The following is a 22,246-nucleotide window of genomic DNA, read 5'->3' as shown; positions in this document are numbered from 1 at the left end:
TGTTATTCTCCTCCCATCAAATCAGTAAATAATGAGATCTGATTTGATTCATCTACCGGATTTTCACAAAGCGCATAACGCAAAGCCATGCGCCATCCGCGTTTATCATTGATCTTTCCAGTGCTTGCATTTGTCATGGTGTAAAGCCACCACCGTTCTTCAGGCTGGAGACCCTTCCAATTGCGAATAGCAGTTGGAATTCCAGCCGGATCGTTATTTTCAACTCCCCAAAGCAAGACCATTAACTCTTTACCAAACAGCTTTTCTACAGGTGTTTCTCCAACTATAAATCTGCCAGTTGGCTTTTTGTCAGCCTTCAGCCTTGCGTTGAACTCAGCTGCAACATCGTTTGACAGCTTAGACCATTTATATCGTGACATCCGGAGTTTTAGCATGTCCTTCCTGGTTATTTTTTGTTCGTCTATATCCCAATGAAAGCGCTCGTAAACCTCAACCTCTGCAGTTGCCTCTTTTGGAACAACCACATAGAAGTGATTCTCGCTTTCCTTTGGATCATAGCCAAATCCATAATAAGTGTTGCTCATTGTATGATTTCCCCACTCTTTATAAGATTGTTCATATCAAATTTGTTCATATCAAGCCATTGCGTGAATAACTCGCCCGTCAAGAACATCAGCTCTTTATAACCAAAGTCAACAATAACTTCAGTTTCCTTAAAGCTGGTATCTCGAACAAGATCTATCAGTGATTGAAGATCTCCTGCCCAATATGGAACACTTGCATTGAACTCAATATAGTGATCCGTATTTGTTTTATTATAAATTTCTGCTGTAGCCCCCTTAATGAGGACCCCATCAAGTTTCGAGAGAAGAGCCAGCTCTTTATAACTCGCTTCAGTATCTCCCATTTGTTTTTTATTGTGATAGCGGTAGGCGAGCGCCTTGCTCTTATCAATCGTTTTAGCCGGTTTGGTACCGCCGCCTTTTGTGACGTAGATACTCTTTTCCTCAAGCAATCTATCCTTGTAATAAACAGCGACTCTTACGTATTTGCTGTCTTGAGGAAGCACAAATTCATCGTTATAGATGCCACCATTTTCTTTAGGTTCGCTACCGTCAGTTGTATATTTCACAACATACTTTGGATTAGTGATCAGCGTCATTACATCGCCATTCGGTGTATTCCTTTGCCCATATTTAATTGGAACACTACCTGTGAACTCAACGACATCACCGGTTTTTCTTTCCCCTGTTGGATCAATACAGACGAAGCGAATAGCTGGTTCTGCGGTCACTAAAACCTGATCCATTACTTCTTTAGATGCGGAAGTAGGATCACTGCCGATGTCGTAATAGACCTTGCCGCCGATGCCTCGGATTTTCAAGGTAAATTCCTGGGTCTTTTCATCATATGATGTCTGCTCTACAACAACAGAGGTCGGGTCCTTCTCAAAAGGCCCCTTTACCAGATAACCATTAATTTCTCTCCATTTGTCTTTTTTAATGCAATCCAGTCTCAGGCTTTCAAGCTGGTCCGGATGATACCATTGCCAAGCCACTGTCGTTGCAGCTCTCTCTTTTATTTGGGAGAAGGGTAGTTCTTTGATGGTAAACAGTCTAGCTTCGCACTTCTTGCGAAGGTTCTCCAAGAACTGGTCATCCTTTGAGAAGGCCTCGTATTTAGAACTATCAGTCAAGCAGCTTATGATCTGTTCTTCACCATTAAACTTATTTTCTTTGAATTCAAGTTTAAATTCTGCAAGCTCTATTCCATTCTTGGTTGGATAATAGAGCGCAACAAACGTCTCCCTGATCGTTGAGAATAATGCTTGAATGGCTTTATCCAGTTGAGCTTCAGCTTCTTTATATTGCTGATCAGAAGCGGGAACGCCTTCGTTTGCCATGTTGTCAACGATTTGCTGGATAGCTTTGAGTTTCTTTGAATTGCCATAAAGCTTTTCCATCATGTTGCGCTGTCCGGAAAGGAACATGACTCTATTCTTCAGTGAAATATTGTCATGGAACTTCTTCAGCTCAGGATGCAGATCACTGCCGGGATATGGCTCATAAATGACCAGAGAAATCTTATTCTGATCCAGATCAATTTCATCGATTGCAGGGAGTACATACAGCATTTCATAGCAAACTTTCATCTTAGGACTGAAGTTCTGTTCCAGGATTCGCTTAAGTTCCTTTTTAGCGTTCTCATTAGTGTAACTGTCAACAAGGGTGTTCATCTCGGCAACCATATTCTTTGTGTTTTGGAAATACAGCCTGCCACGATTGTCTTGTTTCATATACCAGCAAAGAGTCTTCAATTCTTCCAGGCTGGATTTGATCTCGTTAATATCTGTATTAGGCGCACTCAAATAACCGAATATTTCCGATTCGGTGAGTCCGAGTAGTCCATGATTTGCTGTGGATAAGGAAGACACGAGGAGAAGCTTTGCAATATCCTGTGTAACTCCTTTGTTCTCAGGCTTTTCTATATCGATAACTTCAGCAATAGACTTGCCATCCTGTGCGATATCATGGTTGATTGCTTCTTCCAGGGAGGGCTTGATCTGGCGAATATGACTCAGCATTTTTTGTTCATTCAAATCAAAGTCAAAAACGTTGATCAAAAAGCTCTCTTTAGCCATACCACTTTCATAGAATTGGCGGACAATCTGGCGCATCAGTTTTATCAGGCCACGTGTTTGTTGGAAATTTTGATTTTCCTTGAAACGGGCATAAAGATCTTTGATTGATGGATGGAATGGATAGGAGTCCTTGATGCCTTTAAAAACGGTTTCTGGAGTGTAGTTTGTGAACCCGAGTTTCTTGCTTTTTTCGACGCTTGTTTTGTAAGCGATGGCAACATCATTGATATTTAATGAGTAATCAAAGCCACTGACATCTTCAAACAGACGTTTCTGCAAAATGTGGTATATCTCATCACTGTTAAGAGCCACAGGCGTTACTTCAATTGCTATTCGGTTCGCTTCGGCTTCAAGTTCACGGAAGCTTGACTGCAATAATTCGCTGCCTGACTCATATGCCGCTTTAAGGTCAGAAAAAACCAGGCATACATTCGCCAACTGTTCCTTACCTAAAGCTGTGAAAAGGTTTGAGAGCGCAGTCATGGTGACTTTGCTAAGGTCAGAGTTGCCCACCATTATTGACTTAGCATTTTCCAAATATGGAGGAAGCTCATCCAGCAAGATGAGAGTCTTTTGGCCATTGAGCAGTTCAACCCATGACTTTTCACCAGGTGCCTTAAGAGGGGAATAATAGTCCTTGAAGAACTCCTTCTTTCCGAGTTGTTCTGCAATGCAACCCCAAATCCCAAAATCAGCATTTTCTCTGCCAGAGAACGAAACGACTCGGATATCACCGATTCCTGCATATGTAGGTCCGAGGAGATTTTCCCTTATCTCAGGATTCTGAGCCAACAGGGCAAGCGCTAACATGCTATGAGTTTTACCACCACCCATAGCCTGTGTCAGCTTAATAACACCGGTGTCAGATTCGCCTTTAAAGCGAGCAAATGCAGTATCAAATAAAACTGTCATACCTTGAGTTTGGAAGTTTTCTCCGAAGAATTTATGTGCATCAATTCTATTTTCTGCAAGATCAGTGAGGTTCAGTACATCCTCCCTGGCAGTATCAGAAAATACATTTTCTCTTGGTTTTAGCATTTCATTAATTGTACGCATCGTTTTCATCCTCTCAAAATTAATCGAACTTAGTTGAAGCAATTTACCAAATATATTCAAGAGTAATTATCAAGCATTGTGGCTATTTCTTGATTACCAATGTATCTGTTTAAGATGAAGACTTGTATTCATCTTCATTGATTTCTACATCTGAGGATTTACTGTCAATAATCTCCATCATGTCGCAAATATCGCATTTCAAAGCCTGGCAAATTTTGATAATAACCTCCGTATTAATATTCTCGTTTCGCCCAATTTTCGCAATTGTTGAAGGGCTAATGCCTGCCATCTCTCTTAGGTCTTTTTTTTTCAAGTCTCGGTCGATTAGGAGCTTCCAAAGTTTTTTATAGCTTATAATCATTGCCCTTCACCTCTATTAGGATTGATATCACAAATTCATACATATGTTAATTATAACCAACCCTCTTTGACATAGCAATAATAAGTTTGCGAAATCGTAATAATAGTATGGTAAAAAGTATTTTTATAATAAAAAAGCCGATCAGATGTTGGTCTGTCGGCGCTATCAATTATGACGAAATTGATTATTTTCGTTCCACAAACCATTTTCCAAGGTTTGTTCCGCTGATATTTGGACTACGCTCAAAGGAAAGATAACTCTGATGACCATTGATTTGGACTGTATAACGGTCACCTTGACCACCAGCTTTCAGCGCTGCTGCAGGACGAACATCCAGGATTTTTTCGATGGAATATTCACGGCCATCTTCCCAGCGGAGGCGTCTTGGGAAAAGATTCCCGTCTTCAGAGAATGAAGCAATAACAGCAACATAGACCTTAGCCTGTGAAGTCACGTGTCCTCACCCCGATCCGAAAGGTGTTTTAGGAAATTGCTGTTGGACTGGATCGGAGATTCGATCAGCCAGCCTTTTCGCTTGAGAATCCGAAATTTGAAGTCAAGCAGTTCAGGAGGTACTTCCAGTTCCTTGGCAACAGAGAAGAAGAAGGTGTCCTCACTGAGTAGTTCTGTGACTTCATCATCTTCCAGTAGGTATTCAGCAGCGAACAGATTGGCTTCATACTCCATCTGAGAGGATGTATCATACAATGCAAAATCATGGAAAGCCCTCATCTTTGCTGCTTCATGATGAAGGACAGCATGACCGATTTCATGGGCTAGGATAATCCGTTGGATTGGCTCCGCCAGGTCGCTGTTGATGGTGATGTGCTTTTTCCTTGATTGTCGCAGAAAAAAACCTTTGCACGATTTCTCCGTACGGCCAAGCGGCATTACTTGAACGATGATCCCCATGGCTTCAGCCAGCTTCCAAGGATCTGGCTCATCATATTTTCGCATTATGCGGGATACTTCCCGGCAAATTATCTCTATCGACATGTAATCACCTTCAAATGATATAAAATCAAATACTCATCCCACTAACGAGCCCTCACGATCATTAAATCAAAGTGTTGGTACAAAAATACGGACAGTGAATGATGAAATGATCTGATAGTTGGATATGAAGAACGAATAAATTTTTAATCCGTTTCCTTTTTTCGGCCATAAGTTTTCCGGGCTTCTTCCTTACACTTCAAATAAGCCTTCATGACGGCTTCAAAAAAAGCATCCTTAGCTTCCTGATCCAGAGCTCCGCCAGCAAATAAGGCCACATTCTGCTCTAGAAGAACATCCATCTCTTTGGCTGCCTTTGGTCCCAGCCGTTCCCGAGCTTCCTCAATGTAGGGAGCTTTTTCTATGCCGTATTTTGGGTCCGTGATCTCATCATTGAGCAGATAGTCTACGGATACCTGAAGTGCTGCAGCCAACTTTCTGGCGATATTTCCACGAGGCTTGGTGTCCGTTGTTTCGTATGCAGCAATGGAACGTTTTGAAACGCCGACAAGCTCACCCAGTTGCTGCTGATTGAGCTTCAATTCCTCCCGAGCTTCTTTGATCTTCTCTGAGAAAGTTTTCATTTCCTTGCCTCCCGTAATGAATATAACTTCATCAACTTCATTTTTGTATTGACTATTCTTCATTAGCCTGTTAATATTGAGCTACAAGATGAAGTTATCTTCATTATAACTTCGCAAACTTCATCTGTCAATGAAGAAGTTTTAGAAACCCTTGAAAGGAGTGGCTTTTTATGAGTAAGGACCGTGCAATTCTGCATAGTGACTTGAATAGCTTTTATGCATCCGTAGAAATCATGCTGAATCCAACACTGCGAGATAAAGCCATCGCAGTCTGCGGATCAACAGAGGACCGCCATGGCATAGTCCTGGCCAAATCCGAAAAAGCCAAGAAAGCAGGCATTAGGACAGGCATGGTCAACTGGGAAGCCAGACAGAAATGTCCAGGTCTCATCATGGTTCCGCCGCAATATGAGCAGTATCTGAAATACTCAAAGCTTACCCGGGAGATCTATCAACGCTATACGGATCAGGTTGAGCCCTATGGCATGGATGAATGCTGGCTGGACGTGACCGGCAGTCTAGGCGTCTGTGGAAGTGCTCTCTCCATTGCGGAGGAGATCCGGCGCACAACCCAAGAGGAGTTAGGTCTTTCCGTCAGTATCGGCGTGTCCTATAACAAGATCTTCGCTAAGCTTGGCAGTGACATGAAGAAGCCGGACGCCATCGCGGTCATCAATCGCTGTGACTATCAAGACAAGGTCTGGCCGCTGCCGGTATCTGATCTCTTCTATGTAGGACGAGCAACGGACAAGAAACTTGCCCGCTACGGCATCCGGACCATTGGAGAGCTGGCCAGAGCACCCAGGGATTTTCTAAAGAGTACCCTCGGAAAGAACGGTGAAATGCTTTGGTTCTTTGCCAATGGCGAGGATTTATCCCGAGTCATGCCAAACGACTTTCAATCACCGGTGAAATCCATCGGACATGGCACGACCTGCATCTCAGACCTGGAAACCAATGATGAGGTTTGGAAAGTCATGCTCCACCTGATCCAGGATATCAGCCATCGGCTGCGTGTACATGACATGAAAGCCAATGGCGTCCAAATCACAGTGAAAGACAATACCCTATCCTATCGTCAATATCAGATGCAGTTGCCCATGGCGACCCAAAGCCCCATGGAGATCGCCTCAGCGGCACGGCTTCTGTTTGAGAATAATTACGACTGGCATACATTTGTGCGGGCAGTAACTGTTCGCGCCATCAACCTCGAACCCAAATTCATGCCACAGCAGCTGATGCTCTTTGATGATGCCGCCAGACGGGCCAGGCTGGAAAAACTGGATGATACCATCGAGATCATACGAGGTCGCTTTGGAAAATGGTCCATCTATTCAGCCTCCCTGTTAGGCACTATGAAAACATCTGGAGACAGCAGTCATGAGGTCATCATGCCCGGCATCATGTACGCCTAGTACAGGAGGGATACCCAATGAGAACCGTCCAGATCAAATGCAATCGAGAAAGAAGACTCTTTGACACCATAGAAGGCTCAAAACTGAAGATTCTGATCAAATGCAGCAATACCAAGGTCTGCCCCTACAAAGCAGACTGTCTGAGAACCACCGAGATCGTCCTTGGGGCAGAGAAAGAAGCCTTTGACGAATTCTACAAAGCCATCAACTGCCCCCACTGCGGGAAACGGCTTTTCGATGTCTCCACTGACAGCGTAGGCATTGTCACCATCAAATGTGAGATGTGCGGAAAAGTCGCAACCATTCCGGTCATCGCAGACCAGGGATAAACTCATTATCTGATTATGGAGCACCGGCGCACTTTTCGAAGTAGCGACCACCGCACAAGCAGGGAATGAACAACTGAATATCAATCGATACCGAGCACCGGAGCCGATTCACTGAGCTACCACCGCCGGATGATTACTCAATTGAGAGGATCATCCGGCCTTTTTTTTCAGTAATCAGCTTTTTGGCAGTGCACCACCAATGACAGGCTCCCCGCCAAAAGGAGCCTGTCATGTTTATTTCCAGCCAAATGAATAGAGCTGGCTTTCTCTTCTCACCGAGATGCCGCAGCCCGCCGCCTCCTTCTTGTTCGCCGCTAACAAGCCAACAACGAGAAGGAGAATGAAAATGAAAAAGATTAATCTGCGGGACGTATACCCGTTTTATGAGAATGACTGTTATGTCATGGTCGATGATGAGATCGCCGAGATCTTCGAAGAATCCAAACGCAAAGAGCAGAATTACCAGAGAAAAGTCTATTGGAACAAGGCACATTATTCACTGGATCGGGATGACGGGATTGAGCATGAAGCAATTTTTGTCTCCATGTCACCCTATGAGATCTATGAGCGGAAGATGACGAAGCAGGAGCTGTATGCAGCCATCGCCAAGCTGCCGGATATCCAGGCCAAACGAATCTACGCCTACTATTTTCTAGAGATGACCAAGACAGAGATCGCCCGAGCAGAAGGCGTCAGTGTTATGGCTGTCTGCAAGTCCATTACCCAAGGACTGAAGACTTTAGAAAAAGAATTGAAAAATTTTGAGGAATAGGGTTTATAAATGACCTTCAAATCTCATGGCTTATGAGAGGGACTTTTATCTTCTCATAAAATCGATCTTTGACAAGTTCATATAGGAGAACCGGATACTTTTGGTGCACGAGCCGGAAGGACAAGCCAGGCAGCAGGTACGCCATGACCTTCGTTTAAGAAGAGAGCGAGACATACCCATGCTGCAGGTCGATCTTGGCAGATCGGCTGGCCATGACCTTGTGCATCAGATAATGATACTTCCGTATAGTCACAGTCCGAGCGTGATCAAACCGTCGCAGGCAATGAGTACGGCCCGCCATCAGAATGGAGGGAGGTGAAAGTCCTATGAGAGCGTAAGCCCACGCTTGTCCGGTCCATCCAAAGAACCAGAATCAAATACAGCAGCCGCACTGCATTCAGGCATTCTTAATGATGCTTCATCCTACGCGGTGCGGCTGCTTTGATTTTCATGTCAATTTTATTGATGGTTATATTCCACTGCATCGACAACATTGTCGCATGAAACCGAAACGTGATACCCTCACCTTAAGTTCATCATCCCTGCAGAATTAAATAAAACCCCTGCATTCATCCTGGACATACCAAACCGCCGGGGCGCTTTTACCGACGGCTTGGTATATTCAGGAGATCCATCCTGAGAAAGAAAGGAGAAAACGAAAATGACAACCGAAAGAAAATTCACCATCGAACCATCAAGATTTATTCATGCTGAAGAAGTCGCAGAGATTTTAGGTGTGTCGGTATCCTCTGCGTACCGGATCATCAAGCGTCTTAACAATTCTCTTAAGGACCAGGATAAAATCACCGTGGCCGGTAAGATCAGCAGACGCTATTTTGAAGAGAAAGTGATGCTGTAAATTCTAAACACGTAAAGCCACATGACACGAGATTTCATGGTTCAGTGCTTTGCGGCCAGAGAGGGTGATGCTATGCCAACCTATAAAAATGAAGCCACCGGCAGCTGGTATTGTGCCTTTTACTATACCGACTGGTTAGGCAACCGAAAAAAGAAAAAGAAGGAAGGCTTTAAAACCCAAAGAGAAGCCAAGACTTTCGAACGACAATTCATTGAGAAGGCGGAAGCCAGTCCCGACATGTCCTTTGGCACCCTGGTGTCCATCTACATGGAGGATTGTAAGACACGGCTCAAGCCAACCACCTACAGTGGCAAGGAATGCCTCATCAACACAAAGCTGCTGCCTTTTTTCGAAGAGATGCCCATCAACAAAATTGAACCCGCAACGATTCGCAAATGGCAAAATACCTTGATGGAGGATGAGAGCGACTATTCACAAACTTATTTGAAAACCATCCACAACCAGATCTCCGCCATTTTTAACTTTGCCTCCAAGTATTATAAGCTTCAAACCAACCCTGCCAGAGTGTGCGGCAGCATGGGTAAGAAAAATGCAGAGTCCATGTTGTTCTGGACTGTAGAGGAATTCAGAAAATTTCTCCCCTTTGTCTCTGATAAGCCAGTTTCAAAGCTGGCCTTTGAAATCCTGTTTTGGACGGGTATCCGATCGGGTGAATTGTTGGCATTGACCTTGAACGATTTTGACTTTGATGCCAAAACATTGTCTATCACAAAAAACTACGCTCGCCATGAGGGCGAAGATCTGATCATGGAACCCAAGACACCCAAGAGTCGCCGCCTGATCGCAGTGCCAACCTTTCTCTGTGCTCTGGTCCAGAAATACGCCGAGCAGCTTTATGATTACGAACCAAACGAAAGGCTTTTCCCGGTGACCAAATCCTATTTGCACAGTGAGATGACACGAGGGACGAAGAAATCTGGCATCAAACGCATTCGCGTACATGATCTGAGACATTCCCATGCCTCCATGCTGATTGAGGAAGGTTTTTCAGCCCTCCTGATCTCAGAAAGACTGGGACACGAAAGCATAGAAACAACGCTTCAGACCTATTCCCACCTTTATCCCAATAAGCAGATCGAGGTCGCCAATCGCTTGGATCAAATGAATAAACCAGATAGTCCAATTGAATAATTACAAAAGGACCTGTAGTACGCTTTTAGTACGGTCACCAAAAAGCAAACCCTGAAACCAAGTTATATCAATGGTCTCAGGGTTTTTAACTGCTATTCCCACTCTATAGTGGAGGGTGGCTTACTGGTAACATCAAGGACAACCCTGTTAATTCCCTTAACAGCATTACAAATTCTCCGAGACGTTCTATCTAATACATCGTAAGGAACACGCACCCAATCAGCAGTCATTCCATCTGCAGATTCAACTGCACGAAGAGCAACCACTTCAGCGTAGGTTCTTGAATCTCCCATAACTCCTACGGTCTTAACTGGCAAAAGAATACAGAAAGACTGCCACACTGTAGGATAGAGGTCACTCTTTGAAAACTCTTCTCTAAAGATTTCATCTGCAGCTCTTAATGTCTCAAGACGTTCTTTTGTAAGTTCTCCCAAGCATCTCACTGCCAGGCCAGGACCAGGGAAAGGCTGTCTATTAACGATATCGTCTGGAATTCCCAATAATGTACCTATTGTCCGCACTTCGTCTTTAAAAAGATCGCGCAGAGGTTCAAGAACCTTTAGTTTCATATCATCAGGCAATCCACCAACATTATGATGGCTCTTAATGACAGAAGCACCTTTTCCTTTTTGACCGCTCTCAATAACGTCTGGGTAGAGAGTTCCCTGAAGAAGCCATTCTGCATCCTCAACTTTAGCTGCTTCCGCTTCAAAAACGCGTATAAAGGTCTCCCCTATTATCTTTCGTTTTCGTTCAGGATCGGTAACACCCTTTAGGGCTTCCAAGAAACGATCACTAGCGTCCACATAATGCACATTAAGATCTAATTGCTTATATTGCTCCAAAACTCGCTCAGCTTCCTGATACCTTAATAAACCATTATTAACAAATATACATTCGAGACGATCACCAATAGCCTTTGCAGTCAACACAGCAGCGACAGTTGAATCGACTCCGCCAGAAAGACCACAAATGACTCTAGTATTCTGGGTCGTCTTTTTTATATCCTCAACCATGGTATCAATCCAGTTTCCAAGATCCCAATCTCCAGTACATGAACAAATATTGAAAAGGAAGTTGGAAAGAATTGCCGTTCCGTTCTGCGTATGAGCAACTTCAGGATGAAACTGCAATCCCCAAATATGTTTTTCTTCCATTGCGAAGGCTGCAGGAACCCCACCATCTGTTTCTGCCAAAAGCTTTGCCCCATCTGGAAGTTTGGAAATATGATCACCATGACTCATCCATACTTCAAATGTCTCAGGCACACTCTTCAAAAGCAAAGAATTCAACTCTTTCAGAGAAATGGCTGTTCGCCCATACTCCCGGCTTACTCCGGAATCGACATGCCCACCTAAAAGTTTTGTCAAAAGCTGCATTCCGTAACATACTCCCAAAATAGGAACACCAATATTAAAAAGATCTGCAGAAACAGTTGGGCTGCCTTCTTCCATAACGCTCTGAGGTCCACCAGATATAATAACGCCACGAGGCTGACGTTGACGAATATCGTCAACAGAGGTATCCCAAGGCAATATTTCGCTATGCACCTTCAGTTCCCTTATTCTTCTAGCTATCAGCTGTGTGAACTGAGAGCCACAATCAAGAATCACTATATTATCCATTTACATTCCTCCGAAAAAGAGCAAAATTCTCAAGGTAAATTCGTACTTCAATTATATTACCAGAAAGAGAAAAGAGGGAAAAGAAAAGCCTCCACTTTCGTGGAGGCTTTTCTTCATATTTATATTTTGTCGATTGCTGATATTCCTAATACATGCCTTCCATTCCGCCCATGCCACCCGGGCCACCCGGCATTGGAGTAGCACTCTTAGGTTCTGGTTTGTCAGCAACAATAGCTTCAGTGGTCAGAACCATAGCTGCAATGGAACCAGCATTCTGCAATGCGCTGCGTGTAACCTTTACAGGATCAATAATTCCGGCCTCAATCATGTCAACATATTCGCCGGTAGCAGCATTTAGACCATTACCAGTCTTCAAGCCGCGAACTTTCTCAACAATGACATCGCCCTGATATCCAGCATTCTGAGCAATAAGATGCAACGGAGCTGTAAGGGAACTCAACACAATTGTACCGCCAGTTTTCACATCGCCGGCAAAATCCTCAAGATATGTCTCAAGGGAAGCAAGGCAGTTGATTATAGCAACACCGCCACCTGCAACGATTCCTTCCTCAACAGCAGCTCTTGTAGCGTTAAGAGCATCTTCAATACGATGTTTGAGCTCTTTCTGCTCTGTCTCAGTAGCAGAACCAACCTGAATGACAGCTACGCCGCCAACAAGCTTAGCAAGGCGCTCCTGAAGTTTCTCTTTGTCATAATCGGAAGTAGAATCTTCAAGCTCTCGTTTGATCTGAGCAGCTCTCTTACGAATTTCGTCTGGGTTGCCTGCACCCTCAACGATAGTTGTCTCTTCTTTTGTAATGCGAACTTTTTTGGCTTTTCCGAGCATGGAGATATCTGCACTATCAAGTTTGATGCCGATATCTTCACTAACAACCTGACCGCCGGTTACAATGGCGATATCGTTAAGCATTGCCTTACGACGCTCACCAAATCCTGGGGCTTTAACGGCTGCAACCTGCATTACGCCTCTCAGTTTGTTAACTACGAGAGTTGCCAAAGCTTCTCCCTCGATGTCCTCAGCAATGATCAAGAGAGGTTTACCTGTCTGAACAACTTTTTCGAGAATAGGAAGAAGGTCTTTGATATTGCTGATCTTGCCATCGTGAATAAGAATATAGGCATCATCAAATGCTGTTTCCATTCTCTCAGGATCAGTTACCATATAAGGGCTGATATATCCTTTATCAAACTGAAGTCCTTCGACCATTTCGAGAGTGGTTCCTACGGTCTGGCTATCTTCTACTGTGATAACTCCATCCTGCCCCACTTTATCCATAGCTTCAGCGATAAGCTGACCAATAGCAGAATCATTGGCGGAAATAGAAGCTACCTGAGCAATTTTGTCTTTATTTTTAACGGGAATAGCCATCTTTTTCAGCTCATCCACGACGAAATCGATAGCTTTGTCAATTCCCTGGCGCATAAGCATACCGTTAGCACCAGCCGCAACGTTTTTCATACCTTCACGGATAATTGCGCGAGCCAAAACTGTAGCTGTTGTGGTACCATCTCCAGCTACATCATTTGTCTTGGAAGCAACTTCTTTTACAAGCTGAGCTCCTGTATTTTCAAAAGGATCTTCCAATTCGATTTCTTTCGCAATGGTAACACCGTCGTTGGTAATTGTGGGAGATCCAAATTTTTTCTCAAGAACAACATTACGTCCTTTAGGACCAAGTGTTACACCAACAGTATCAGCTACTTTATCAATACCACGCAGCATTGCATGGCGTGCTTCTTCACTAAAAGTAAGGATCTTCGGCATTTTTATTTTCCCCCTTAATAGAGATCTCGTTCTCGACTCTTACTTCTCAACGATAGCGAGTACATCGCGCTCGCTGAAAATGACAAATTCGTCTCCGTCAAGCTTTACTTCAGTTCCAGCATATTTACTAAAAATAATGCGATCGCCGACTTTAACTTCAAGAGGAAGCTTCTGTCCGTTTTCAAGAACCTTACCGGTTCCCACTGCAATAACTTCTCCCTCCTGGGGTTTTTCTTTTGCAGTGTCTGGAAGAACAATGCCTCCCTTTGTTTTCTCTTCCTGATTGATGACCTTAACGACAAGACGATCACCAAGTGGCTTTAAATTCATTCGAGAATCCCTCCCTAAAAGATAAATATCTCTTTTAACATATTAGCACTCAATGTCATCGAGTGCTAACCGAACGGCTTAGATATTAATTGTCCTGCTTTTGAATCTCAAGGATGGTTAAATGTAATTAGCTGAATTTATTCTTGATAATCCATCATTTCCTCGTTATTTCTCCTATATTCTTACTTTTAAATTCTTTTAAAATACTAAACCAGTGTCCATGAGGGGTTAGGCGCTAACAAAAGATCTGATATATCCCCTTTTTGATATCTATTGAAGGCAGCTGCTGCAATCATTACAGCATTGTCAGTGCAACGAATTGCTGGAGGAATAAAAACCATCCAATCCTTTTTTTTCATCAGAGCCTCTCTCAATCCTCTATTAGCTGCAACGCCACCAGAGATAGCAACTTTCCGAATACCTGTAACTTCGACCGCCCTTTCTAGCTTGGTCATAAGGGCTTCCACTGCAGCTTTTTGAAATGAAGCGCATAAATTTGCCACTGGGAGTTCGACTTTCTTCTCTTTCAAATCATTCACAGCCCACAACACCGCTGTTTTCAAACCACTAAAACTAAAAGCAATTTCATTACTGGATTTTAACGGGACAGGAAAAGAAAAGGCTTTAGGATCGCCTTCGTGAGCGAGTGAATCGATCACTGGCCCCCCAGGATATCCCAAATCCAATAGTTTGGCCACCTTGTCGTAAGCTTCCCCCGCAGCATCATCACGAGTAGCACCTAAAAGACTGTATCTGCCAAAATCTTCTACCAAAACTATCTCTGTATGTCCTCCTGAAACAATAAGACAGATAAAAGGTGGAACTAGGTCAGGAGATGCTACAACGTTTGCAAAAAGATGTCCCTCAAGATGGTTAACGCCAAGAAGGGGCAACTTCCATGTCTGAGCCATAGCCTTTGCAGTCATAACCCCTACCATCAAAGACCCCATCAAGCCGGGACCTGCTGTGACTGCAACAAGAGAAAGCTCTTGAGCCGGTTTAGTTATGCCGGCATCGCCTAATGCTTTATGAACAAGAGGCAAAATAGCCTCCAGGTGCTTTCTCGACGCAAATTCAGGCACAACCCCCCCAAAAGGGGCATGATCTTTAATCTGGCTCGATATTAAATCAGCCTTTACGTTCCGCTGTCCTTCCAATATAGCAACAGCAGTATCATCACAACTACTTTCTATTCCTAATGTTAAAAAGCTTTTTTTCACCTATTGTCACCTCTTTGGTACATTGAAAACCCCGGTGTATTGCTCATATGAGAGTTCTACATTTCGTCCTTTAATCACATATTTAGATGGAACCGAAAAAGCTAACGTTCCAATTGTGTCGGGAGGCAAATCACCCATAGCCATAAAATCTTTATTCGTCAAAATATCCTTTGGATCGACGTTATGAGTGCCAACTTTTATATTTTCTGGAGAAAAATCCCATCTTTTTATGGTCTTATAGCGCATAACAAAGAGTGCTCTGTTTCGCAATTCTTTATTTGAAAAATGGCTGGCGTGCCATTTTAACCAATCAGGAGCATGCGGATCAGAAACAATCCCTTTAGAAAGAGATTCATCAACATAAATAAACGCAACTTGAGCTCGCGCCCCAATGACCATGTCTCCCAACGCTTCTCCCTCTATCCAAATTACAGTTGTTCGTTCATCAATTTTTTGTTGCAGAGTATCGGCTGCGCTTGCAGGCATGCTTGAACAAAAAATAGAGATAGCTAAACACAATAGAAAAGCAATTTTTTTCCCGCAGCGCGTTGTTCTATTGATCATTATGAGAATCTCCCTTCTGGTCTGTCTCTTTCTTTTTTGTAAATGCTCCTCGCAACCACTGCCATTCATGAAATTTAAAAAGCAATGTTCCCACACCATAAATCGCCGCACCCAGAATCATTACAGCAAATAGCCAGCTGCATCTTACAATAAGGCTCTCCTCAATGGGAAAAGGATAGAGAGCTTTAAATTTCAATAACGCAGCTGTCATAATTCCTAATATGGTCCCCATCCGAAATGTCCACTTCATACCCAAAATTTCTAATGGATGATTAATTCTCCGAGCTAAAAGATATCCACCAACAAAAGAAGAGAAGGTGAATCCTAAAGACGCAGCAAGAGCCAAACCGGCAAATCCCATAGGCTTAACAAGAATAAGACAGAATATAACATTGGAAACCACGCTCGACAATGTTACAAGTAAAGCTGAACGGGGGGTGCTCTGTGCATAAAGTCCCCTGAGAAGAACAGTTGTACAAGCCATTCCAGGTAGTCCCCAAGCATACATAGCCAAAGCAACTCCTGTTGCATGCCACGCCCAAGCGTTAAAGGCTCCCCTAAAAAATAATATATTAACCACTTCATCAGCAACGAGAACAAGACCCACTGTAACAGGAAGAACCACAAAAAGAGCAAACCGTACCGCATCTCGCATTGTCTCTCGAAACTCCTTTGTATCGCCAACCGCACAACGAGAAAGTTCCGGCAAGACTGCCTGAGATATGGCAATTACAAAAAGTCCTAAAGGCAATTGGATAACTCTATTGGCATAATTCAAAACAGAAATAGCCCCATCCTGAAGAAAGGATCCTAACATACGACTTATAACGGGATTGACCTGATTCAACGATAATCCAGCGGCATAAGGAAAGAAAAGTTTCATTACTTTTCGAAGTTCAGGATCTTTGAATCGAGGCTTTTCCGGCAAAAGCATTATCCCTTTGAATCCACTCCAAACCCATTGGAGAGCCATTTGACAAAAACCTCCAGCCAAAACGGCAATAATAAGTGTCCATATTCCAAAACGAGAGGCCATTACGAGAAGAATGATGAGATAGACAATATTGCTCAGCGCAGGTGCTATAGCTGGAACAAAATAAGAATCAAGACTATTAAGAACCCCCATAGCTAAAGCAGCAAGCGAAACAAAAATTAAAAAAGGGAACATCCATCGTGTCATAGAAATTGCCAAAGAGGCTTTGACAGGGTCGAAACCTGGGGCCATAATTTTGACAAGATAGGGAGACAAAAGGACTCCCCCTAACACAACAGCTGAACCTGCCAGAAGGAGAATGCATAAAGATTGCCGCGCTAAGTTCCTAGCCTTGTCTTTTCCTTTTTGAAGAAGAGTCTGGGAAAAAACAGGCACAAACGCAGCCGAAAGAGCTCCCTCTGCCAGCATTTGTCGAGATAGATTAGCTAACGTATATGCAATATAGAAGGCATCAAGTTGACTTGATGCCCCAAAAATAGCAGCTGTTACAATTTCTCGCGCTAAGCCTAAAATTCGGCTAGCAAAAGTTCCAACCATCATTACTAGAGCGTGTTTAACCATTCGGGAAACACGAGAGGACATGAAATACGCCTCCTGAAAAAATTAGCAAGAAATGAGGTGCTTTCTTTGAGTTCTATTATACTTTGGGGTATTGGCAACCCCCTTTTTGGCGACGACGGTGTCGGTCCATTTGTTGCTGACGCGCTACGAAAAGAAGGACTACAACGCTCGATAACCGCTATTAATTGCGAAACTATGCCTGAAAATTATGTTGCTGATTTAAGACGGAAAAGTCCAAACACACTTCTCATCATTGATGCTGCCGATATGAATCTTGCTCCTGGTTCTCTTCGGCGCATTCCTTTTGACATGGTAGAAAATATCAGCTTCAGCACTCACGGCTTACCGTTAGGAATGCTTCTAGGAGATTTAGTGCAAAAGATCTCTGTCATCTACATAGGAATACAACCATCAAACCAAGATCTAGGGGCTCCTATATCAAACGAAGTAAAAAAGGCCGCTCAAGAGCTTCTCGTAATACTTGGAAAAGAAGATTTTGAAAGTATACCCCTACTTCACCATGAAAACCTGTCACCCAAATAAAATTTTCTTGCAACATCACTCTGGGCAACTTCATCGGGGGAGCCTTCTATTACTATTTCTCCCTGATGTATAAGATAGGTTCGATCTGTAATAGCCAAGGTGTCACGAACATTATGATCCGTAAGCAAAATACCGTATCCTTTAGCTCGAAGACTCAATATAATCTGCTGAATATCGTAAACAGCAATAGGATCTATGCCGCTAAAGGGCTCATCAAGCAATATAAAATCCGGCATTATGGAAAGGCACCTGGCTATTTCGACTCGACGCCGTTCTCCACCACTGAGAGCATACCCAGGAATATTAGCTAAATTAGTCAGGCCAAATTCTTCCAATATGTGGGAAACCATCATATCCATTTCTTTCTTACTCTTTCCCTGTTCTTGGAAAATAACTTCTATATTTTCTTTTACTGTAAGATTTCTGAAAACAGAGGCCTCTTGAGGAAGATATCCCACACCTATACGTGCTCGTCTGAACATGGGGAAGGGTGTAATGTCTCTTGAATCAATCATCACTCGACCTGAGTCAGGTTTAATAAGACCTACAATCATATAAAAAGTGGTCGTCTTTCCTGCACCATTAGGACCAAGGAGCCCCACAATTTCACCCATATGAACATCAATATTCACAGATGAAACTACAGTGCGCCCTTTATAGGCCTTACAAACATTACGGGCCTTAAGAATCTTTGCGCTCATCTTCTGAGTTTCCTTTCTTATCCTGCATCTGAATTGTAACTTGGGGTTTTCCTGATGCAGACATCTTTCCTGACTTCGGAGAGTAAAGTATTTCTTCTGCTCTTAGCGTACGTTCCGGCTGTACCGCGAGAGCATTGCCTCGCACTTTTACCAGATCCTGAGCTTGGGAATAAACAGCGTTAGAACCTGTAATACGAGTTTTTTGTCCATCAGTTCCAGTTATGATAATTACAACATTTCCAGAAGCTTGAATATCCGATGTTTCCCCATTCTTGATTTTTCCTTTTATTGAAGAAGCTGAAAGAAACATTTTCTGCTGACTGTCCTCAAATTTTTTTACTTTTTCTGCTTCAAAAGCAGTTTTACTCACTTTCAGCTCCTGAGCCTCTACAGAACGCGGCCCAATATACCCAGATACGCCTCCTAACAAGGAATACCAACCATTTTCAGAAAGGTCGCCTTCCAAAGTCGTACTCTTAAGATCTACAGGTTCTTGTTCCCATTTTCCAGTAATATGAACTCCACCTAATAGAGTCACGTGGCGATTATCAAGATTTCCCTTTCCAGTAGGAGCCATAATAAGCAAATCAACTCTCTGTATGCGAACGTTGCCATCAGCAGTAAAATCACCTGTTCTAGAGTGATACACCATGCTATCTGCCGTTACATGGGCCTCTACCGCCCATAAAGTACCTGCACAGATACAAAGCAAGGCCAAAATAGTTAAAATTTTTACATGCCTGAGGCTTTTTTTCATATACCTTACACCGTCCCCGTAAAAGATACGACGTAAAAACGCCGCAGTTATTCTACATTATATCTGCTATTGGAAGAAGCTCTCTATTAGGACTTCTTCTTTTCTTGAAATTTCCACTCTAAAGCCTCTATGGCATCGTCAACAGTAGAAGATGAAACAACGCATGTCACAGCACTTTCCGTTGCTAAAATCATATCAATATTTATGCCTTTATGAGCGAGAGCAGAAAAAACCTTTGAAGGAAGTTTTATATCAGTTCCATCAATCAAAACAGATACCTTCGCGATCTCAGAATCAAAGGTTACCCCCTGCGCTCCAATTTCCATAGACACAGCTCGGCAAACACGTATTGCTCCCTCTATTCCACTCTTTTGAACTAGAAAAGCAATATCATTAACTTGTCCTCTCATAACGCTCTGAACAATCATTTCCACTCTGATTTCAGCATCGGCAAGGGCAGAAAACAAAGAAGCAGCTATACCTGGAATATCTGGAACCCCCAACAGGGCAACTTTGGCCACATCTAAGCTTTTCTGAATCTGACTGTTAGTTTTCTTTTTGGCAGTTATTTTAAAAACCTCCCCTCAAAAGTGTAGATTTAAAGCACGCTTAAGCCTTCACGCTCTTCACTAAGAACAAAAAAACGGGAGCGAATACCGTATCGTGAAAAGATGGAGCACATATGTCTGGCAACGTCTCCTGCAACTTCTTCTGTAAAGGCTATCATACTTGGGCCAGATCCGCTAATGGCAACTCCGAGACAACCGGGAGCATTAGAAAGTTCGTTAAGTATATCTTCTCCACCAGGAAAAAGGCGAGCTCGAAAAGGCTGATGTAACCGATCCCCCATAGCCCAAGGTAAATTGTTCCAATTGCCGGTACTCCACGAAGCAGCAAGAAGGGCTGCTCGGCTTATATTATAAACAGCATCTTTCAAAAATACTTTTTCGGGAAGGGCATCTCTGGCACTTTGTGTACTTACGCGCACATCAGGAACAGCGACAACAGCAAATATGTTTTCAGGTAAGGGGGGCAATTTAACAAACCTGACATTTTCTTCATCAATGCCGCTCACAACCATACCTCCCATACAACAAGGAACGACATTATCCGGATGTCCTTCAAGCTGAACCATTAACGGCAATAATTCTTCTTTAGGAAGAGGAGCTTCTCTCAACACATTAGCAATAGCTATACCAGCGACAATCGCTGTGGAAGAACTTCCCAATCCTCTAGCCATAGGAATAGCATTTAAAGAACACAGGTCAAGGCCAGGTGGATCTATTCCCCATTTTTTACAGGCATACTCATAACTCTGGACAAGGGCATTGTTATCTTGGCATAACTCTCCGCTACCTTCCCCTATTACTTCAATGTTATATGAGCCTGATTTTAAAAAACCTTTAACATCGAAAAAGTTGTATAGCGTTAATGCCAACCCTAACGTATCAAATCCAGATCCTAAATTAGCACTTGAAGCCGGAACTTTTACTCTAAAAAGCCTCATAGTCCTAAAACTCCCCCCAACGCTTCAATTGTGCCATCGACAGCAATAGGATCAGGCAATCCCTTGAGAGGAGCATCGGGGTCCTTTAAACCATTTCCAGTGAGGATAAGAACAATGCGCAATCCCTGCGGTAGTTTTCCACTCCTCTTCAATTTGAGAAGAAACGCAAGAGGAGCACACGAAGCGGGTTCTGCAAAGACACCATCATGAGAAGCAAGTTCACGTTGAGCCTCAAGAATTTCTTCGTCAGAAACAGAAGCAAATTGGCCACAACTCATTTGAATGGCCTTAATAGCTTTTTCAGCATTTACGGGGTTACCGATTCGAATAGCAGTAGCAACTGTCTCTGGATTCTCCACAGTATATCCACGAACAAGAGGTGCAGCTCCCTCTGCCTGCACCCCCATCAAACGAGGCATAGTATTTATTTTTCCTATCTCTTTGTAGTATTCCAACCCTGCAGCGTAAGCACTAATATTTCCAGCATTTCCAACAGGTAAAACGATCCAATCGGGAGCCACCGACAATTCGTCGCAGATTTCCCAAGCGGCAGAACGTTGCCCCCAAAGGCGATAAGGGTTAAGAGAATTGACAAGGGTAACTTTTTTAGATGAGGCAAGTTCTCTCGCCAAACGTAGAGCTTCATCGAAATTTCCTCGTACAGCAACAACCTTTGCACCGTAAATCAGAGCCTGCGTTAGCTTCCCTAAAGCTACTTTTCCCTCTGGCAATAAGACAAAACATGAGAGTCCCGCAGATGCTGCGTAAGCAGCTGCAGAAGCAGAAGTATTTCCAGTAGAGGCACATATAACGGCATTCGACTTTTCTTCAAGAGCTTTAGCCACAGCCATAACCATACCTCTATCTTTAAAGGAACCACTTGGATTAAGGCCATCAAACTTAGCCCAAAGAGTGACGTCCAACTCACGACTCAAGTTTTTTAAAGGAATAAGAGGAGTATCCCCTTCAAGCAACGTTATACGTGGTGTTACCTGAGTTAGAGGTAGATCCTTCTCGTATCTATATAGTATTCCCTGCCTAGCCATTTTTCGCCCTCCTTAAAAAATAAAAAGCCCACATCTCTCCAAATAGGAGACGATGTGGGCTACACTCGCGGTTCCACTCCATTTCCGGCATAAGCCGGCTCTCTTTCCGCAACAGATAATAGGGTGCGGTTTCCGTGTCTTATCCCTATACTACAGGCTTCGACACAAGCTCCAAGGTGGTCTTCGTTCAGACAATCCGCAAAAAGCTCTCAGCCGCTGGCTTTTCTCTCTGTTCCGGATAAATACAAAACTACTTTCCTCTTCATCGCTCGTACCACAAACAAATTTTACATTTGAGGTAATCTTATATACTTAGTTTATATATCTGTCAAGAAGAGATTTTTTCTAATCTGTAGATGGGCCAGAGTTTCGTTCCGTTTACTTAGGTAAAGTGAAAGAGATAATGAAAAAGGCGGGCACCTCTCCTTTATACTGGTGTTGCTCAAACAACCAAAATAAAGGATATAGGAGGTAAACCCGCCATGACAT

The 22,246-nt window shown here is 43.3% G+C and carries 24 protein-coding genes; 7 read left to right on the top strand and 17 right to left on the bottom strand.

Annotated features, from left to right (window positions below; translation table 11 throughout):
• Positions 1 to 2 precede the first annotated feature (2 nt).
• The 6 genes from VB083_RS04575 to VB083_RS04550 form a co-directional block, all read right to left on the bottom strand.
• Entirely contained in the window at positions 3 to 545 is a 543-nt protein-coding gene (locus VB083_RS04575) for a DUF3780 domain-containing protein (RefSeq protein WP_323401795.1), read from the bottom strand.
• The gene (locus VB083_RS04570; RefSeq protein WP_323401794.1) at positions 542 to 3,658 is read right to left on the bottom strand and encodes a DUF499 domain-containing protein; all 3,117 of its coding nucleotides are present in this window, start codon (positions 3,656 to 3,658) and stop codon (positions 542 to 544) included. The genes VB083_RS04575 and VB083_RS04570 overlap by 4 nt, the downstream gene beginning before the upstream one ends.
• Before the next feature lie 109 nt (positions 3,659 to 3,767).
• A complete protein-coding gene (locus VB083_RS04565; protein WP_213690454.1) occupies positions 3,768 to 4,019 on the bottom strand; it encodes a helix-turn-helix domain-containing protein in 252 nt (83 codons plus the stop codon).
• A gap of 184 nt (positions 4,020 to 4,203) precedes the next feature.
• Positions 4,204 to 4,473, bottom strand: coding sequence for a hypothetical protein (locus VB083_RS04560; RefSeq protein ID WP_323401793.1), 270 nt, complete (start codon positions 4,471 to 4,473; stop codon positions 4,204 to 4,206).
• Positions 4,470 to 4,976 carry an ImmA/IrrE family metallo-endopeptidase gene (locus VB083_RS04555; RefSeq protein WP_323401792.1) on the bottom strand — a complete coding sequence of 169 codons (507 nt, stop codon included), beginning with the start codon at positions 4,974 to 4,976 and terminating at the stop codon, positions 4,470 to 4,472. The genes VB083_RS04560 and VB083_RS04555 overlap by 4 nt, the downstream gene beginning before the upstream one ends.
• A gap of 182 nt (positions 4,977 to 5,158) precedes the next feature.
• Positions 5,159 to 5,596, bottom strand: coding sequence for a helix-turn-helix transcriptional regulator (locus tag VB083_RS04550; RefSeq protein WP_323401791.1), 438 nt, complete (start codon positions 5,594 to 5,596; stop codon positions 5,159 to 5,161).
• Between the two features lie 170 nt (positions 5,597 to 5,766).
• Between VB083_RS04550 and dinB the strand changes: the two genes are divergently transcribed.
• The 6 genes from dinB (at position 5,767) to VB083_RS04520 (ending at position 10,123) form a co-directional block, all read left to right on the top strand.
• Positions 5,767 to 7,011 carry a DNA polymerase IV gene (gene dinB / locus VB083_RS04545; protein WP_323401790.1) on the top strand — a complete coding sequence of 415 codons (1,245 nt, stop codon included), beginning with the start codon at positions 5,767 to 5,769 and terminating at the stop codon, positions 7,009 to 7,011.
• A 17-nt stretch (positions 7,012 to 7,028) separates the two neighbouring features.
• Entirely contained in the window at positions 7,029 to 7,340 is a 312-nt protein-coding gene (locus tag VB083_RS04540) for a hypothetical protein (RefSeq protein WP_323401789.1), read from the top strand.
• 346 nt (positions 7,341 to 7,686) lie between these two features.
• Complete coding sequence (locus VB083_RS04535) at positions 7,687 to 8,112, top strand: sigma-70 family RNA polymerase sigma factor (RefSeq protein WP_323401788.1); 426 nt, start codon at positions 7,687 to 7,689, stop codon at positions 8,110 to 8,112.
• A gap of 100 nt (positions 8,113 to 8,212) precedes the next feature.
• Positions 8,213 to 8,431 carry a hypothetical protein gene (locus VB083_RS04530; RefSeq protein WP_089609008.1) on the top strand — a complete coding sequence of 73 codons (219 nt, stop codon included), beginning with the start codon at positions 8,213 to 8,215 and terminating at the stop codon, positions 8,429 to 8,431.
• Between the two features lie 342 nt (positions 8,432 to 8,773).
• Positions 8,774 to 8,971, top strand: coding sequence for a helix-turn-helix domain-containing protein (locus tag VB083_RS04525; RefSeq protein ID WP_211800593.1), 198 nt, complete (start codon positions 8,774 to 8,776; stop codon positions 8,969 to 8,971).
• A 72-nt stretch (positions 8,972 to 9,043) separates the two neighbouring features.
• Positions 9,044 to 10,123, top strand: coding sequence for a site-specific integrase (locus VB083_RS04520; RefSeq protein ID WP_213690462.1), 1,080 nt, complete (start codon positions 9,044 to 9,046; stop codon positions 10,121 to 10,123).
• A gap of 92 nt (positions 10,124 to 10,215) precedes the next feature.
• Here VB083_RS04520 and guaA read toward each other — a convergent pair whose 3' ends face one another.
• The 6 genes from guaA to murJ all read right to left on the bottom strand — a co-directional run bounded on the left by guaA (position 10,216) and on the right by murJ (position 17,224).
• The gene (gene guaA / locus VB083_RS04515) at positions 10,216 to 11,748 is read right to left on the bottom strand and encodes a glutamine-hydrolyzing GMP synthase (RefSeq protein WP_307879504.1); all 1,533 of its coding nucleotides are present in this window, start codon (positions 11,746 to 11,748) and stop codon (positions 10,216 to 10,218) included.
• A 145-nt stretch (positions 11,749 to 11,893) separates the two neighbouring features.
• Positions 11,894 to 13,534 carry a chaperonin GroEL gene (gene groL / locus VB083_RS04510; protein WP_213690281.1) on the bottom strand — a complete coding sequence of 547 codons (1,641 nt, stop codon included), beginning with the start codon at positions 13,532 to 13,534 and terminating at the stop codon, positions 11,894 to 11,896.
• A 39-nt stretch (positions 13,535 to 13,573) separates the two neighbouring features.
• Positions 13,574 to 13,864 (bottom strand): co-chaperone GroES, encoded by a 291-nt coding sequence (gene groES / locus VB083_RS04505; protein ID WP_213690282.1) that lies wholly within the window; start codon positions 13,862 to 13,864, stop codon positions 13,574 to 13,576.
• Positions 13,865 to 14,070: 206 nt separating this feature from the next.
• Positions 14,071 to 15,084, bottom strand: coding sequence for a tRNA (adenosine(37)-N6)-threonylcarbamoyltransferase complex transferase subunit TsaD (gene tsaD, locus VB083_RS04500; RefSeq protein WP_213690283.1), 1,014 nt, complete (start codon positions 15,082 to 15,084; stop codon positions 14,071 to 14,073).
• A gap of 6 nt (positions 15,085 to 15,090) precedes the next feature.
• Positions 15,091 to 15,648 carry a hypothetical protein gene (locus tag VB083_RS04495; RefSeq protein WP_213690284.1) on the bottom strand — a complete coding sequence of 186 codons (558 nt, stop codon included), beginning with the start codon at positions 15,646 to 15,648 and terminating at the stop codon, positions 15,091 to 15,093.
• Complete coding sequence (murJ, locus tag VB083_RS04490; RefSeq protein WP_213690285.1) at positions 15,638 to 17,224, bottom strand: murein biosynthesis integral membrane protein MurJ; 1,587 nt, start codon at positions 17,222 to 17,224, stop codon at positions 15,638 to 15,640. Before murJ ends, VB083_RS04495 begins: the two co-directional genes overlap by 11 nt.
• Positions 17,225 to 17,269: 45 nt before the next feature.
• Between murJ and VB083_RS04485 the strand changes: the two genes are divergently transcribed.
• Positions 17,270 to 17,746 carry a hydrogenase 3 maturation endopeptidase HyCI gene (locus tag VB083_RS04485; RefSeq protein ID WP_213690286.1) on the top strand — a complete coding sequence of 159 codons (477 nt, stop codon included), beginning with the start codon at positions 17,270 to 17,272 and terminating at the stop codon, positions 17,744 to 17,746.
• Here the strand turns inward: VB083_RS04485 and lptB are convergent.
• The 5 genes from lptB to thrC form a co-directional block, all read right to left on the bottom strand.
• Positions 17,719 to 18,447 (bottom strand): LPS export ABC transporter ATP-binding protein, encoded by a 729-nt coding sequence (lptB, locus tag VB083_RS04480; RefSeq protein WP_213690287.1) that lies wholly within the window; start codon positions 18,445 to 18,447, stop codon positions 17,719 to 17,721. The two genes, VB083_RS04485 and lptB, sit on opposite strands and share 28 nt — an antisense overlap.
• The gene (locus tag VB083_RS04475) at positions 18,428 to 19,204 is read right to left on the bottom strand and encodes an LptA/OstA family protein (protein WP_213690288.1); all 777 of its coding nucleotides are present in this window, start codon (positions 19,202 to 19,204) and stop codon (positions 18,428 to 18,430) included. Before VB083_RS04475 ends, lptB begins: the two co-directional genes overlap by 20 nt.
• Positions 19,205 to 19,290: 86 nt before the next feature.
• Positions 19,291 to 19,725 carry an ACT domain-containing protein gene (locus tag VB083_RS04470; protein WP_213690289.1) on the bottom strand — a complete coding sequence of 145 codons (435 nt, stop codon included), beginning with the start codon at positions 19,723 to 19,725 and terminating at the stop codon, positions 19,291 to 19,293.
• 77 nt (positions 19,726 to 19,802) lie between these two features.
• Positions 19,803 to 20,711 (bottom strand): homoserine kinase, encoded by a 909-nt coding sequence (gene thrB / locus VB083_RS04465; RefSeq protein WP_213690290.1) that lies wholly within the window; start codon positions 20,709 to 20,711, stop codon positions 19,803 to 19,805.
• Complete coding sequence (thrC, locus tag VB083_RS04460; RefSeq protein WP_213701125.1) at positions 20,708 to 21,757, bottom strand: threonine synthase; 1,050 nt, start codon at positions 21,755 to 21,757, stop codon at positions 20,708 to 20,710. The genes thrB and thrC overlap by 4 nt, the downstream gene beginning before the upstream one ends.
• Positions 21,758 to 22,246: the final 489 nt, after the last annotated feature.

Origin of the sequence: Aminobacterium sp. (assembly GCF_034926885.1) — a bacterium.
Classification (GTDB): domain Bacteria; phylum Synergistota; class Synergistia; order Synergistales; family Aminobacteriaceae; genus Aminobacterium.
Note: the sequence above shows the minus strand (reverse complement) of the source record. Positions and strands in the feature narration are given on the sequence as shown.